The organism is Streptomyces lunalinharesii (assembly GCF_039532155.1).
GTDB lineage: Bacteria > Actinomycetota > Actinomycetes > Streptomycetales > Streptomycetaceae > Streptomyces > Streptomyces lunalinharesii.
Map to the genome: position 1 here is coordinate 96,172 of NZ_BAAARK010000011.1, position 14,756 is coordinate 110,927.

Below are 14,756 nucleotides of genomic sequence, written 5' to 3' on the forward strand. Positions count from 1 at the left end.
TGCGGGCCCGGGGTCACCGGGTCCGTACGCGCGTGCGCTAGCGCTCGCCGGCCGGGGCTGTCGGCTCGCCCGCCGGGGCCGTCGAAGCCGCAGCCTCGGAGCCGGGGCGGGACGGCGTGGAGCCCATGCCGAGCAGCACGGCGTCGCGCCCGTCCTCCTCGGTCAACTGGACCTTGACCGCCTCGCGCAGCGACGTGGGGAGGTTCTTGCCCACGTAGTCGGCGCGGATCGGCAACTCGCGGTGGCCGCGGTCGACCAGGACGGCGAGCTGTACGGCGCGCGGACGGCCGATGTCACCCAGGGCGTCCAGCGCGGCACGGATGGTGCGCCCGGAGAAGAGGACGTCGTCGACGAGGAGGACGAGGCGGCCCTCGATGCCGTCGGCGGGGATCTCGGTGCGGGCCAGCGTGCGGGCCGGGCCCAGGCGCAGGTCGTCGCGGTACATCGTGATGTCGAGCGAGCCGACCGGAATGGCGCTGCCGGTGATCTCTTCGAGCTTGGCGGCCAGTCGCCGGGCGAGGAAGACGCCGCGGGTGGGGATTCCCAGCAGCACCACGTCGTTGGCGCCCTTGGCGCGCTCGACGATTTCGTGAGCGATACGGGTCAGCATCCGCGCGATGTCGGGGCCTTCGAGCACCGGCCTGGCGGGAGCTTGATTCGCTGATGCGGAACTACGTGCGTCCATACGAAACGGACCTCCTTCTCCGCCTCACGGGACGGACTTTAAAGGACGTCGGAATTACGGGGTTCAGGCTATCAGGAGGCCCTTCGGGACCCGCACGCCCCCCTGACGGGTGAGGGTCTGGCCCATTCGGCTTGACGAAGTCAGATTACGCTGCGTAACCTCACAGTGAGTTACCAGCCACGCGGCGGAGCCGCATGTCGATACAGCCGTCTGGGGAGCTTTATGTCCAGCGAATACGCTAAACAGCTCGGGGCCAAGCTCCGCGCCATCCGTACCCAGCAGGGCCTCTCTCTCCATGGCGTCGAGGAGAAGTCCCAGGGCCGCTGGAAGGCCGTGGTCGTGGGGTCGTACGAGCGCGGCGACCGCGCCGTGACCGTACAGCGCCTCGCCGAACTGGCGGACTTCTACGGCGTGCCGGTGCAGGAGCTGCTGCCGGGCACCACACCGGGCGGCGCCGCCGAGCCGCCGCCGAAGCTCGTGCTGGACCTGGAGCGTCTGGCGCACGTCCCGCAGGAGAAGGCCGGCCCGCTCCAGCGCTACGCCGCCACCATCCAGAGCCAGCGCGGTGACTACAACGGCAAGGTCCTCTCGATCCGTCAGGACGACCTCCGCACGCTCGCAGTGATCTACGACCAGTCGCCCTCGGTGCTCACCGAGCAGCTGATCAGCTGGGGCGTGCTGGACGCGGACGCCCGCCGTGCCGTGCAGCACGACGAGATCTGACGGGCCCGAAGCCCGCGCTCCACACGCAGAAACGTACCGCCGCTCCGGGCTGCCCGGGGCGGCGGTCGGCGTTAGGGGGACGGTGCCACGGTCACCGGCCGGTGGACGGGCGGCTGGGCCGCCGCACGGCCGTGTAACCAGATGCCGACGGCAACGGGCCCGGAGCGATGTGCATCGCTCCGGGCCCGTTCCGTGCCTCGGTACTTCCGCCGGTCAGCGGCCGCGCGGCCGGATCAGCGGGTCTCTTCCCGGCGCAGCCCCGGCTTGAGCTCCTTGAACCGGGCGAGCAGGCCGTTGACGAACGACGGCGAGTCGTCCGTGGAGAACTCCTTGGCCAGCTGAACGGCCTCGTCGATCGCCACCGCGTCCGGCGTGCCGTCGACCCAGAGCAGTTCGTAGGCCCCGAGCCGGATGATGGAGCGGTCGGCCGCCGGCATCCGGTCCAGGTCCCAGTCCACGGAGTAGGTGGAGATCAGCTCGTCGATACGGGCGACGTGCTCCGCGTACCCCTCGACCAGTTCCAGGGTGTACTCGTGCACCGGCGGCTGGCGGGGGTCGGTCCGGGCGAGGCGCATCCAGTCCGCGAGCACGGACTGCACGTCGGCACCGCGCTGGTCGGCCTCGAAGAGGATCTGGAAGGCGCGCTTACGGGCCTTGGTGCGGGCAGCCACGGTTAGCTGTTCACCCGGCCGAGGTAGTCGCCGGTACGGGTGTCGACCTTGATCTTCTCACCGGTGGTGATGAAGAGCGGGACCTGGATCTCGTAGTCCGTCTCCAGCGTGGCGGGCTTGGTGCCGCCGGTGGAGCGGTCGCCCTGGAGGCCGGGCTCGGTCTCCTTGATGACCAGCTCGACGGCGGCCGGCAGCTCGACGTAGAGGACCTGGCCCTCGTTCTGCGCGACGACGGCCTCGAAGCCCTCGAGCAGGAAGTTGGCGGCGTCACCGACGGTCTGGCGGTCGATGTGCAGCTGGTCGTAGGTGTCCATGTCCATGAAGACGAAGTAGTCGCCGTCCATGTACGAGAACTGCATGCCGCGCTTGTCGACGTTGGCCGTCTCGACCTTGGTGCCGGCGTTGAAGGTCTTGTCCACCACCTTGCCGGAGAGCACGTGCTTGAGCTTGGTACGGACGAAGGCCGGGCCCTTACCGGGCTTGACGTGCTGGAACTCGACGACGGACCAGAGCTGGCCGCCTTCGAGCTTGAGCACCATGCCGTTCTTGAGGTCGTTCGTGGAAGCCACGGTTGCGGAATCTCCTGGACTACAGGTGGTGGAAACCGAGGAACCGCCCGCAGCGAGCCCAGTGGCTCACAGGGCGAGCAGCTCCTTGGTCGTGATCGTGAGTAGCTCGGGTCCGCCGTCCGCCTCGGGGCGGACGACGAGGGTGTCATCGATGCGGACACCCCCACGGCCCGGGATGTGAACCCCCGGCTCGACGGTGACCGGCACGCAAGCGTCCAGTTTACCCATGGCGCCGGGTGACAACTGAGGGTCCTCGTCGATTTCCAGTCCGACACCGTGCCCGGTCCATGGTCCGAGGCCCTCACCGTGCCCCGCCCGCTCCAGGATCTGGCGGGTCGTCCGGTCCACCTCGTGGCACTCCACGCCCGGCGCCAGCGCCTCACGACCGGCCTTCTGGGCTGCGAAGACCAGGTCGTAGAGGTCGATCTGCCAGTCCGCCGGGGTGGTGCCGATGACGAAGGTCCGGCCGATCTCGCAGCGGTAGCCGCGGTAGTTCGCGCCCAGGCCGACGGTGAGGAAGTCGCCCTCCTCGACCCGGCGGTCGGTGGGCAGGTGGCCGGCGCGCCCGGAGTTCGGGCCGGTGGCGACCGAGGTGGGGAAGGCCGGTCCGTCGGCGCCGTGGTCGACCAGGCGGCGCTCCAGTTCCAGCGCGAGGTGCCGTTCGGTGCGGCCGACCAGGATCGACTCCAGGAGTTCGCCCAGCGCCTGGTCGCTGATCTCGGCGGCGATCCGCAGACAGGCGATCTCGTCGTCGTCCTTCACCAGCCGCTGCGCCTCGACGGCGCAGGCCAGGTCGGCGAGGCGCATCCGGGGGGTGATCTGGGACAGCGCCCGGTGCCGGGTGACGGTGAGGTGGTGCTCCTCCACCGCGAGGGCCTGCGCACCCGCCTTGGCGGCCAGGCCGGCGGCGGTCACCACGGGGTCGCCGCCCCGGGTGGGCAGCACCGAGACCCGTACGTCGTCGGACGGACGCCCCTCGGTGGGGTCACCGGTGAGCGGCCGGCCGCAGACCAGGACGTCGTCGCCGGGGCCCAGCAGCAGGGCCGCGCCGGGCGGGGCGCAGCCGGTGAGGTAGCGGACGTTGGCGGGGCGCGAGATCAGTGCGGCGGTGCTTCCGGTTGCGGCGCAGCGGTCGCGCAGCTGCGTGCGTCGAACCGCGTACAACTCGGACATACCGTCAGCGTACGACCGCTCTCCCGGGCCGGCCGTTCGAGGCGGCCGGCCGGGGGACGGGGCGGCTACCAGCTGGGCGGACTGGCGAGGCTGCGGGCGACGACCTCGTCGAGCGCCCGCACGGTGGTGGCGACGTCGTGCTGGGAGTTGTCGACGATCGGCAGCCCGGAGCCGTACCAGCCGGCCATCCGGCCGTGGATGCGGGCCACCTCCTCGTCGGAGAGCCGGCGGTTGCCGCTGCGGCGGGCGTTGCGCTCCAGGACGACCTCCAGGCCCGGGAGCAGCACGATCGGCAGCAGGCCGGGGCCGACGTGGCGCTTCCAGCCGCCGAGGCCGACGACCGGGCGGTCCGGGAAAACCGCGTCGTCGAGGATGCAGGAGATGCCGTTGGCGAGGAAGTTGCGCGCGGCGAAGCCGCAGGTGCGGCGGGCCAGGCGGTACTGCGCCTCGGAGTTGTCGTTCCAGCCGGCCTGCGGGTCGGCGAAGCCGGACCGGACCCACTCGCGGACGTCGTCGAGGCTGATGTGCGCGGTCGGCACCCGCCGGCTGTCGGCCCAGTGCCGGGCGACGCTGGTCTTGCCGGCGCCGGCCGGGCCGATCAGCAGCACCGCGACGGCGGCGTGCGCGGCGTCCGGGGCGGCGTTGCCGGGCGGCGGACTGGGCAGCGCGACGGGGGCGCCGGGGGGCAGCTGGACGTGGCCGGTGATGTCGTTGCTGTGCGGGGCGGGCGGGGCCTGCTGCGGAGCGGGGGCGTGCCAGCCCTGGCCCGGGGCGGGGTGTGCCGGCGGGGCGGGCGGCGGGGGCGGGGCCGCGGGGGTGTGCGGCGCGCCGGGCGGCTGGGGCTGGCCGGGGTGCGGCGTCCAGTTCATGGTCGTGCCGGCGCCTTGGGGGTGAAGCGGGCCGCGGGGCGGTGGCAGCGGAGCCCCCACTGCGTACTGCATCCGGTGGCTCTCCGTCTCGTGCGGTCGACGTGGTGCGGGGCGGCGCACCGGGCGGGGTGGCCCGGTGCGCCGTGACGACAACTGCGGGGCGGGTACGGGTCGTTGCCGTCCCACCGCCGGGTGGTGCTGCGGTGAACCGTACTCCCCCGGCAGCTGCCAGGAGGTCTCCCTACCCCCGGCGCACGTCGAATGAACGGCCGAGGGTACGGGCGGGTGGCGACCGTGCCGATCAGCCGTCCAGTTCCTCGGCGAGGGCACGGAGCGCCAGGCGGTACGAGCCGATGCCGAAACCGGCGACGGTGCCGCTGGCGACGGCCGCGATGACGGAGGTGTGGCGGAACTCCTCGCGGGCGTACGGGTTGGAGATGTGCACCTCGATCAGCGGGGCGGTGCGCTGGGCCGCCGCGTCCCGCATCGCGTACGAGTAGTGCGTGAAGGCCCCGGGGTTGATGACCACCGGGATCGAGCCGTCGGCGGCCTCGTGCAGCCAGCGGACCATCTCGCCCTCGTCGTTGGTCTCCCGCACCTCCGCCGCGAAGCCCAGCTCCTTGCCGAGCCGGGCGCACTCGGCGACCAGCCCGGCGTAGGAGGTGGCGCCGTAGACGTCCGGCTCGCGGGAGCCCAACCGACCGAGGTTGGGGCCGTTGAGGACCAGCACCCTGCGACTCACGAGGCGATCTCCGCGTGCGCGGCGAGCAGCATCGCCGGGTCCGGGCCCTCCAGGACGGTCGGCTTCGCCAGGCCGTCCAGGACGATGAAGCGGAGCCGGTCGCCGCGGGACTTCTTGTCGACCCTCATGGTCTCCAGCAGCTTGGGCCACTGGTCGCCGCGGTAGGTCAGGGGCAGCCCGACAGAGGCCAGGACGGCGCGGTGCCGGTCGGCGGTGGCGTCGTCCAACCGGCCGGCGATCCGGCCGAGTTCGGCGGCGAAGACCATGCCGACGGAGACCGCGGCGCCGTGCCGCCAGTTGTAGCGCTCGTTCTTCTCGATGGCGTGCGCCAGGGTGTGGCCGTAGTTGAGGATCTCCCGCAGACCGGACTCCTTGAGGTCCGCGGAGACCACGTCGGCCTTGACCCGGATCGCCCGCTCGATCAGCTCGGAGGTGTGCGGGCCGTCGGGCCGCTTGGCGCCCTCCGGGTCCCCCTCGATCAGCTCCAGGATCGCCGGGTCGGCGATGAAACCGGCCTTGATGACCTCGGCCAGTCCGGAGACGTAGTCGTGGACCGGGAGGGTGTCCAGGGCGGCCAGGTCGCAGAGCACCCCGGCCGGCGGGTGGAAGGCGCCGACGAGGTTCTTGCCCTCGGCGGTGTTGATGCCGGTCTTGCCGCCGACGGCGGCGTCCACCATGCCCAGCACGGTGGTCGGGACGGCGATCCAGCGCACCCCGCGCAGCCAGGTCGCGGCGACGAAGCCGGCCAGGTCGGTGGTGGCGCCGCCGCCCACGCCGACGATCACGTCGGTGCGGGTGAAGCCGGTCTGGCCCAGCGCCTTCCAGCAGTAGGCGGCGACCTCGGCGGTCTTGGCCTCCTCGGCGTTGGGCAGCTGGATGGCGATCGCCTCGTAGCCCTGGGCGGCCAGGTCCTCGCGCAGCGCCTCGCCGGTGGCGGCCAGCGCCTCCGGGTGCAGCACGGCGACGCGCTTGGCCGCGGTGCCGATCAGGCCGGGGAGTTCGCCCAGCAGCTGCCGTCCGACGAGGACCTCGTACGGATCGGTGCCGGCGGTACCGCCGACCTGGATGCGGGTGGCCTGCTCCGTCATGCCTGTTCCTCCCTGCCGGCGGGCCGCACGGCGTCCGCGGCCGGCCGTAGCTCCAAAGCGTCCACGATCGCGTCGGCGACGTCCTCGGGGGTGCGGCCCCCGGTGGCGATCACGGCCCGGGCGACCTCGGTGTAGAGCGGGCGGCGCCGCTCCATCAGTTCGCGCCACTGCTTGCGCGGGTTGACCGCGAGCAGCGGACGGGGCGCGTCCAGCCCCACCCGCTTGATGGCGTCGGCGAGTTCGACGTCCAGGAAGACCACCGGCCGGCCGGTCAGCAGCTGCCGGGTGGCGTCGTCCATGATCGCGCCGCCGCCGAGGGCGAGCACCCCGGGGTGCGTGTCGAGGGCGGCGCGGACCGCCGCCCGCTCCAGCGCGCGAAAGTGCGGCTCGCCCTCGTCGATGAAGATCTCGGCGATCGGCTTGCCGGCGGTGGCGACGATGTCGGCGTCGGTGTCGCGGTAGCCGACGTCCAGCCGGTCGGCCAGCAGCGCGCCCACGGTGGACTTGCCGGCCCCGGGCGGGCCGACCAGGACGACGACGGGCGCGGTCACTTGATCGCCAGGTTGTCGAGGAAGCTGCGGACGTTGCGGCGGGTCTCCGGCACGCTGTCGCCGCCGAACTTCTCCACCACCGCGTCGGCCAGCACCAGCGCCACCATCGCCTCGGCGACGATGCCGGCGGCCGGCACCGCGCACACGTCGGAGCGCTGGTGGTGCGCCTTGGCGGCCTCGCCGGTGGCGACGTCGATCGTCGCCAGCGCCCGCGGCACGGTCGCGATCGGCTTCATCGCGGCCCGCACGCGCAGGAGTTCACCCGTGGTCAGGCCGCCCTCGGTGCCGCCGGAGCGACCGGAGGCGCGCTTGATGCCGTCGTCGGTGGCGAGGATCTCGTCGTGCGCCTTCGAGCCGGGCACCCGCGCCAGGTCGAAGCCGTCGCCGACCTCGACGCCCTTGATGGCCTGGATGCCCATGAGGGCGGCGGCCAGCCGGGCGTCCAACCGGCGGTCCCAGTGGACGTGCGAGCCGAGGCCGACCGGCACGCCGTAGGCGAGGACCTCCACGACGCCGCCGAGCGTGTCGCCGTCCTTGTGGGCCTGGTCGATCTCGGCGACCATCGCCTTCGACGCGTCCGCGTCCAGGCAGCGCACCGGGTCGGCGTCCAGCTTCTCGACGTCGGCGGGCGTGGGGTAGACGCCGTACGGGGCCTTGGCCGCGGCCAGCTCGACGACGTGCGAGACGATCTCGATGCCGGCCGTCTCCTTCAGGAAGGAGCGGGCGACGGCGCCCAGGGCGACCCGGGCCGCGGTCTCGCGGGCGGAGGCGCGCTCCAGGATCGGGCGGGCCTCGTCGAAGCCGTACTTCTGCATGCCGGCGAGGTCGGCGTGGCCGGGGCGGGGGCGGGTCAACGGGGCGTTGCGGGCCAGCTCGGCCAGCTCCGCCTCGTCCACCGGGTCGGCGGCCATGACCTGTTCCCACTTGGGCCACTCGGTGTTGCCGACCATGATCGCCACGGGGGAACCCATTGAACGGCCGTGCCGCACACCGCCGAGGAAGGTGACCTCGTCCTGCTCGAACTTCATCCGGGCACCGCGGCCGTAGCCGAGCCGGCGGCGGGCCAGGGCGTCCGCCACCATCTCCGTGGTGATCGGCACGCCGGCGGGAAGGCCCTCCAGCGTCGCCACGAGTGCGGGGCCGTGCGACTCCCCCGCCGTCAGCCAGCGCAACCTGCTCAACGGTGCTCCTCAGTACTGCTCATGTGCTGCTCATCCGCGTACGGTCTCCTCTGATCCTCCCACGCCGCGCGGGTCGGGCGGCGCGCCGTCCAGGGTGCGGACCGCGGGGACCACCCAGCGGGCGGAGGGGGCCGTTCAGCGGGTCGCGAGGGCCGTCTCGCCGGCCCGGCGCATCGCGGCCAGCGGCGCCGGCGCCCGCCCGGTCATCTGCTCGACCTGGAGGACGGCCTGGTGGACCAGGAGGTCCAGGCCGCCGACGACGGCGCCGCCGCGGTCGGCCCAGGCGGTGGCCAGCGCGGTCGGCCAGGGCTCGTAGAGCACGTCGAAGAGGGTGCCGGGCCGGTCGGGGACGGCGGCGGCGAGCGGGTCGGTGCTGCCCGCCGGGGTGGTCGCGATGACCAGCGGGGCCGTGAAGGCCGCGGCGGCCTCGTCCCAGGGGGCGGTGCGGACCGGGACCCCGAGGCGCTCGCCCCAGCCGCGCATCTCGTCGGCCCGTGCCGCGCTGCGGACGTACGCGGTGACCTCGCCGGTGCAGATCCGGGCGAGCGCGGCCAGCGCCGAGGAGGCGGTGGCGCCGGCGCCGAGCACGGCGGCCCGCTCGACCTGCTGGACGCCGCGTTCGTGCAGCGCGGCGAGCATGCCCGGGATGTCGGTGTTGTCGCCGCGCCGGCGCCCGTCGGGGGTGAACACGACGGTGTTGACCGCCTCGACGGAGGCCGCGGTGGGGCTGATCTCGTCCAGCAGCCCGATCACCGCGCGCTTGAGCGGCATGGTCAGCGACAGGCCGGCCCATTCCGGGCCGAGCCCCGCCAGGAACCCGGGGAGCCCCGCCTCGTCGACCTCGTGCCGGCCGTACTCCCAGCCGGTCAGCCCGAGTTCGTCGTAGGCGGCGCGGTGCAGCACCGGCGAGAGGGAGTGCGCGATGGGCGATCCGAGGACCGCCGCCTTCTTGTGCTCAGGACTGTGGGACACCGGCTGGCCTTCAGTTTCCGTTCTGCTTCTGCTCTTGTTGCCGCTTGTTGAATTCCTGGACGAGCTTCTCGTGGGCGGCGTAGTTGGTGGTGAAGTCCGTCTTCTTGCCGTCCACCGAGATGAAGTAGAGCCACTTATCGGAGTTGTCCGGGTTGATCGTGGCCTTGAGCGCGTCCGCGCCGGGATTTCCGATCGGACCGGGCGGAAGTCCCCGGTAGAAGTACGTGTTGTAGGGATCGTCGTAGTGCCGGATCTCCTGCGTACTGATATTGATCTTGCTCTGGTTCTTGAGGTAGTTGAACGTCGAGTCGAATTCCAGCTTCTGGTTCGTGGCCGTGTTGGTCGGCGCCAGTCGGTTGTAGACGACGGCCGCCATCTTCCGGAAGTCATCGTGCGTCATGCCCTCGGCCTGGGTGAGGCTCGCGACGGTGATGAGCTGCAGCGGAGAATCCAGATGGAATTTCTTGGCGTTCGATTCGAGATCGTACTTCTGGTATTCCTGAGTGGCCCGCGAGACCATTTGCCGGAGCACGTCGGCGGGTTTGGCGTGATCGCCGACGCTGTACGTCGAGGGGTAGAGGAAGCCCTCCAGCGGGTCCTTGATCTTCGGGGAGTCGTCGGCCCAGGACGGCAGTCCGAGGTTCTTCGCCTGGCTGTGCGCGATCTCCTTGGTGGTGCCCGCCGCGAGCTTGAGCTTCTTGTCGATCAGCGTGTAGACGGCGCCGGCCCGTAGCCCCTCTTGGACCGTCAGGCCGTTGCGACTGCGCGGATCCGACATCAGGGCCACGGCCGAGGCCGCGGACATCTGCTTGCGCAGCGAGTACGAACCGGGCTGGAGGAGCTTGTCCTTCTTGCTGTCGACCGCCGCTTCGGAGAACGCGTCGGCGCTCTTGACCACGCCCTCGCGCTTCAGGATCAGGCCCATCTGCAAGATGGTGGAGCCGTCGGGGATGTCGACCTGCACGGCCCCGCCGCCCTCGCCCTCGTAGTCGGGGGGCGAGGAGAAGTGGCGCATGATGAAGTCGTAGCCGAAGTACCCGACGCCGCCGACGACACCGGCCAGCGCCAGGGTCACGACCAGGCAGGCGGTACCGCTGCGGCGCTTCTTGTTCTTGTTCTTCCGACCCCGGCGCTCGCGGCCCGATCGGCCGCCGTCCTCGTCGTCGTAGCCGTCGTCCGCGGAGTCCGGTTCGTCGGCGAAGAACGGGTGGTCCGGTTCCCGCTTGCGCGGCTCCGGTTCGTCGGCGTCCGGCGTCGCCCGCCAGTCGTCGCCCTCGGGGGCCGGCTCCTCGAAGGGCGCCCCGGCCGGCGGGTGCTGGTGCGGGACGGACCCCGGCGGGTAGTCGCCCGGACGGTGCGGGTGCGGCGGCTGCCCGTACTGCTGCTGGTGCGGGTCGGTCGGCGCCTGCTCCGACATCCCGTGGTGTTGCGGGGCGGGTGGTTGGGCCGGCATCTGGTGGGTCTCGTGGAGACCGTAGCCGTCCGGCGCACCGTAGTAGTCGTGCCCCTGACCCGCGTAGTTCTGGCCGGTCTGATGCGGGGGCGGGTACTCCTGGCCCGGCTGCAGGTACGGGTCGGCCGGCTGCTGCTGCCCGTAGGGGTCGTACGGGTCGTACGCCGGCCCACCGCCCGGCGGCTGGTTGCCGTCCCAGCCGCCGTGGCCCGCGGGGTACTGCTGCTGTTGCGGGTACTGCTGCTGAGGATGCTGGGGGTGCTGGTCGTGCTGCGGGTACTGCTGCTGCGGGTGCCGGTCGTGCTGCGGGTGCTGGGGGTACTGCTGCTGGGGATACCCGGTGGGCTGCTGTCCGCCCCACTGCGGCTGCTGCTCCTGGCCTCCGTACGGACCACGGTCTCCGTAGAGCGGGTCGTCGGGATGCCACGGTTCGGAGCCGTAGCCCCGGCCATACTCGGTCATCGATCCCCTAGAGCCGAGAGGCGGGGCGCACCGTCCGGGTGGCGCCTGACATACCGATCCGCCTCTACTTGCACGCGCGGCTGTTCGAACCGCCGCCACAACGCGCGGAACGTTACCGTACCGCGATCAGATGACCACTTCGACGTGCTCCCCAGGCGGCCGCCCGGACGTGCGTTCGGTTTCCAGTGCGCTCTGGAGGATGACCACCGCGGCGGCCTGGTCCACCACCGAGCGGCCCTTCTTGCTGCGGACGCCGGAGGCCCGCAGCCCGTGGGTCGCGGTGACCGTCGACATCCGCTCGTCGACCAAGCGGACCCCGACGGGGGCGACGTTCCGGGCGAGTTCCTGGGCGAAGGCCCGGACCTTGGCCGCGGCCGGCCCCTCTCCCCCACTGAGGGAGCGGGGCAGGCCGACCACCACTTCGAGCGGCTCGTACTCCTCGACGATCGCCTTGAGCCGTCGGTGCGCCGCCGGGACGTCCCGCCCCGGCACGGTCTCGACGGGGGTGGCGAGGACCCCGTCGGGGTCGCACGAGGCGACCCCGATCCGGGCGTCCCCGACATCCACGGCGATGCGGCGGCCGCGTCGCATCTCACTCACGGGCGTCAGGCCGCCTCGGCCACGAGGCGCTCGACGGCCCCGACGGCCTCGGGCACCGCGGCAGCGTTCTGACCGCCGCCCTGGGCGACGTCCGGCTTGCCGCCGCCACCACCGCCGAGCGTCTTGGCAGCGGTGCGGACCAGGTCGCCGGCCTTGATGCCGCGCTCGCGGGCGGCCTCATTGGTGGCGATGACGGTCAGCGGGCGGCCGCCCGCCACGGTGAAGAGGGCCACGACCACGGCGCGGTCACCCTGGATCCGGCCCCGCACGTCGAGGACCAGCTTGCGCAGGTCGTCGGCGGAGGTGCCGTCCTGGACCTGGGCGGCGACCAGGGCCACCCCGCGGACGTCCTTGGCGCCCTCGGCCAGGCCGGCCGCGGCCTGCAGCACCTTCTCCGCGCGGAACTTCTCGATCTCCTTCTCGGCGTCCTTCAGCTTGGCCAGGACCCCGGAGATCTTCTCGGGCAGCTCCTCCGGACGACCCTTGACGAGTTCGGTGAGCTGCGAGACGACCGTGTGCTCGCGGGCCAGGAAGCGGTACGCGTCGACGCCGACCAGCGCCTCGACGCGGCGCACGCCGGAGCCGATGGAGGACTCGCCGAGCAGCTTCACCAGGCCCAGCTGGGCGGTGTTGTGCACGTGCGTGCCGCCGCACAGCTCCTTGGAGAAGTCCCCGATGGTGACCACGCGGACCCGCTCGCCGTACTTCTCGCCGAACTCGGCGATGGCGCCCTGCTTCTTGGCCTCGTCCATGCTCATGACCTCGGCGTGCACGTCGAGTTCACGGGACAGGACGTCGTTGATCTTCTGCTCGACGTCGGTGAGGACCGAGCCCGGCACGGCGGCCGGCGAACCGAAGTCGAAGCGGAAGCGGCCCGGGGAGTTCTCCGAACCGGCCTGGGCGGCGGTCGGACCCAGGGCGTCGCGCAGCGCCTGGTGGGTGAGGTGGGTGGCGCTGTGGGCCCGGGCGATGGCCCGGCGGCGCTGGATGTCGATGACGGCGTACGCGGCGGAGCCGAGCACCACCTCACCGACCTGCACCACGCCCTTGTGGACGATGACGCCGGGGACCGGCTGCTGGACGTCGCGCACCTCGACGACGGCGCCGCTGTCCAGCTTGATCCGGCCGGTGTCGGCGAGTTGGCCGCCGCCCTCGGCGTAGAACGGGGTGCGGTCCAGCACGACCTCGACCTCGTCGCCCTCGTGGGCGGCCGGCGCCGAGGCGCCGTTGACCACCAGGCCGACGACGGCGGACTCGCCCTCGGTGTCGGTGTAGCCGGTGAAGATCGAGGAGCCGGAGCTGTCGGCGATCTCGCGGTACGCCGACATGTCGGCGTGGCCGTGCTTCTTGGCCTGGGCGTCGGCCTTGGCGCGGTCCCGCTGCTCCTTCATCAGGCGGCGGAAGCCGTCCTCGTCCACCGACAGGCCCTGCTCGGCGGCCATTTCGAGGGTGAGGTCGATCGGGAAGCCCCAGGTGTCGTGGAGCAGGAACGCCTTGTCGCCGGAGAGCACCGTGCCGCCGCCGGCCTTGGTGTCGGTCACCGCGGTGTCGAGGATGTTGGTGCCGGCCTTCAGCGTCTTGAGGAAGGCGACCTCCTCGGCGAGGGCGACCGTCTCGATCCGCTTGCGGTCCTCCAGGAGCTCCGGGTACTGCTGCCCCATCGCCCGGATGACCACGTCGAGCAGGTCGGCGACGACCGGGCCGGTGGCGCCCAGCAGCCGCATGTTGCGGATGGCGCGACGCATGATGCGGCGCAGGACGTAGCCGCGGCCCTCGTTGCCGGGGGTGACGCCGTCGCCGATGAGCATCGTGGAGGTGCGCATGTGGTCGGCGACCACGCGCAGCGAGACGTCGGAGTCGGCGGCGGCACCGTAGCGGACGCCGGTCAGTTCACCGGCCTTGTCGATGACCACCCGGAGGGTGTCGGTCTCGTACATGTTCTGGACGCCTTGCAGGATCATGGCGAGACGTTCGAGACCGAGGCCCGTGTCGATGTTCTGCGACGGCAGGTCACCGAGGATCTCGAAGTCTTCCTTGCCGATGCCGGCGCCGCGCTCGTACTGCATGAAGACCAGGTTCCAGATCTCCACGTAGCGCTCGTCGTTGACGGCCGGGCCGCCCTCGACGCCGAACTCGGGGCCCCGGTCGTAGTTGATCTCCGAGCAGGGGCCGCAGGGGCCCGGGACGCCCATCGACCAGTAGTTCTCCTTCTTGCCCAGACGCTGGATGCGCTCCTTGGGCACCCCGACGACCTCGTGCCAGATCCGCTCGGCCTCGTCGTCGTCCAGGTAGACGGTGATCCAGAGCTTCTCGGGCTCCAGGCCGTAACCACCCTCCGCCACGGGAGACGTCAGCAGCTCCCAGGCGTACTTGATCGCGCCTTCCTTGAAGTAGTCGCCGAAGGAGAAGTTGCCGCACATCTGGAAGAACGTGCCGTGCCGGGTGGTCTTGCCGACCTCTTCGATGTCCGGCGTGCGCACGCACTTCTGGACGCTGGTGGCGGTCTTGAACGGGGGCTTGACCTCGCCGAGGAAGTACGGCTTGAAGGGGACCATGCCCGCCGGGACCAGGAGCAGCGTCGGGTCGTCCGCGATGAGCGACGCCGACGGCACGACGGTGTGCCCGCGCTCTTCGAAGAAGCGCAGCCAGCGGCGGCGGATTTCAGCCGACTCCATCAGTGGTCCTCATTTCCGGTCGGTCCGGTCAGCCCGGGGGTTCTCGTGGTTCGGTACGACGTGTGGAGCACCGCGCGGCGCGGTGCGGGCAGCTCGCGCGCCTCGGCGGGCTCCGCGAGCCCGAGGGCGTCGTGCAGTTGCTCTTCACGGTCCGCCATTCCGGCCCGTACGTCCAATGCAAATTGACGCAACCGGTTTCCGGTCTCGACGGCCTTGTCCGCGGCCTGCGCGGCGAGGCTGTCGGGCTGCAGCTTGCGCAGCTTTTGGTGGACCTTGTTGGTGGCCCACACCCCGGCGGCGGCGCCGGTGGTGAACCAGAATGCGCGGCGGAACATCGCGGTG

At 71.8% G+C, this 14,756-nt stretch carries 15 protein-coding genes; 1 reads left to right on the top strand and 14 read right to left on the bottom strand.

The window, feature by feature from the left end; genetic code table 11:
• Positions 1 to 37 precede the first annotated feature (37 nt).
• Positions 38 to 685 carry a bifunctional pyr operon transcriptional regulator/uracil phosphoribosyltransferase PyrR gene (pyrR, locus tag ABD385_RS18890; RefSeq protein WP_344577309.1) on the bottom strand — a complete coding sequence of 216 codons (648 nt, stop codon included), beginning with the start codon at positions 683 to 685 and terminating at the stop codon, positions 38 to 40.
• Positions 686 to 907: 222 nt separating this feature from the next.
• Here pyrR and bldD point away from each other — a divergent pair, with 222 nt between their 5' ends.
• On the top strand, positions 908 to 1,408 hold the full coding sequence (gene bldD / locus ABD385_RS18895) for a transcriptional regulator BldD (RefSeq protein ID WP_016572354.1): 501 nt from the start codon (positions 908 to 910) through the stop codon (positions 1,406 to 1,408).
• A 233-nt stretch (positions 1,409 to 1,641) separates the two neighbouring features.
• Here bldD and nusB read toward each other — a convergent pair whose 3' ends face one another.
• From nusB to ABD385_RS18960, 13 genes are all read right to left on the bottom strand, one after another.
• On the bottom strand, positions 1,642 to 2,079 hold the full coding sequence (gene nusB, locus ABD385_RS18900) for a transcription antitermination factor NusB (protein ID WP_344577310.1): 438 nt from the start codon (positions 2,077 to 2,079) through the stop codon (positions 1,642 to 1,644).
• 2 nt (positions 2,080 to 2,081) lie between these two features.
• Positions 2,082 to 2,648: an elongation factor P gene (gene efp / locus ABD385_RS18905; protein WP_344577311.1), complete on the bottom strand. Its 567-nt coding sequence runs from the start codon at positions 2,646 to 2,648 to the stop codon at positions 2,082 to 2,084.
• A gap of 66 nt (positions 2,649 to 2,714) precedes the next feature.
• The gene (locus ABD385_RS18910) at positions 2,715 to 3,821 is read right to left on the bottom strand and encodes a M24 family metallopeptidase (RefSeq protein ID WP_344577313.1); all 1,107 of its coding nucleotides are present in this window, start codon (positions 3,819 to 3,821) and stop codon (positions 2,715 to 2,717) included.
• Between the two features lie 65 nt (positions 3,822 to 3,886).
• Positions 3,887 to 4,762, bottom strand: a complete 876-nt coding sequence (locus tag ABD385_RS18915; protein ID WP_344577315.1) for a Pro-rich N-terminal domain-containing protein — start codon at positions 4,760 to 4,762, stop codon at positions 3,887 to 3,889.
• 229 nt (positions 4,763 to 4,991) lie between these two features.
• Entirely contained in the window at positions 4,992 to 5,432 is a 441-nt protein-coding gene (aroQ, locus tag ABD385_RS18920; RefSeq protein ID WP_344577317.1) for a type II 3-dehydroquinate dehydratase, read from the bottom strand.
• Entirely contained in the window at positions 5,429 to 6,520 is a 1,092-nt protein-coding gene (gene aroB, locus ABD385_RS18925; RefSeq protein WP_344577318.1) for a 3-dehydroquinate synthase, read from the bottom strand. Before aroB ends, aroQ begins: the two co-directional genes overlap by 4 nt.
• Positions 6,517 to 7,071, bottom strand: coding sequence for a shikimate kinase (locus ABD385_RS18930; RefSeq protein ID WP_344577319.1), 555 nt, complete (start codon positions 7,069 to 7,071; stop codon positions 6,517 to 6,519). The genes aroB and ABD385_RS18930 overlap by 4 nt, the downstream gene beginning before the upstream one ends.
• A complete protein-coding gene (gene aroC, locus ABD385_RS18935; RefSeq protein ID WP_344577321.1) occupies positions 7,068 to 8,252 on the bottom strand; it encodes a chorismate synthase in 1,185 nt (394 codons plus the stop codon). The genes ABD385_RS18930 and aroC overlap by 4 nt, the downstream gene beginning before the upstream one ends.
• Before the next feature lie 135 nt (positions 8,253 to 8,387).
• Positions 8,388 to 9,224 (bottom strand): shikimate dehydrogenase, encoded by an 837-nt coding sequence (locus tag ABD385_RS18940; RefSeq protein WP_344577322.1) that lies wholly within the window; start codon positions 9,222 to 9,224, stop codon positions 8,388 to 8,390.
• A gap of 10 nt (positions 9,225 to 9,234) precedes the next feature.
• Complete coding sequence (mltG, locus tag ABD385_RS18945) at positions 9,235 to 11,139, bottom strand: endolytic transglycosylase MltG (RefSeq protein WP_344577324.1); 1,905 nt, start codon at positions 11,137 to 11,139, stop codon at positions 9,235 to 9,237.
• A 126-nt stretch (positions 11,140 to 11,265) separates the two neighbouring features.
• On the bottom strand, positions 11,266 to 11,730 hold the full coding sequence (gene ruvX, locus ABD385_RS18950) for a Holliday junction resolvase RuvX (protein WP_344577594.1): 465 nt from the start codon (positions 11,728 to 11,730) through the stop codon (positions 11,266 to 11,268).
• 14 nt (positions 11,731 to 11,744) lie between these two features.
• The gene (alaS, locus tag ABD385_RS18955; protein WP_344577326.1) at positions 11,745 to 14,414 is read right to left on the bottom strand and encodes an alanine--tRNA ligase; all 2,670 of its coding nucleotides are present in this window, start codon (positions 14,412 to 14,414) and stop codon (positions 11,745 to 11,747) included.
• On the bottom strand, positions 14,414 to 14,749 hold the full coding sequence (locus ABD385_RS18960; RefSeq protein ID WP_344577328.1) for a DUF6167 family protein: 336 nt from the start codon (positions 14,747 to 14,749) through the stop codon (positions 14,414 to 14,416). The genes alaS and ABD385_RS18960 overlap by 1 nt, the downstream gene beginning before the upstream one ends.
• Between the last annotated feature and the right edge of the window lie 7 nt (positions 14,750 to 14,756).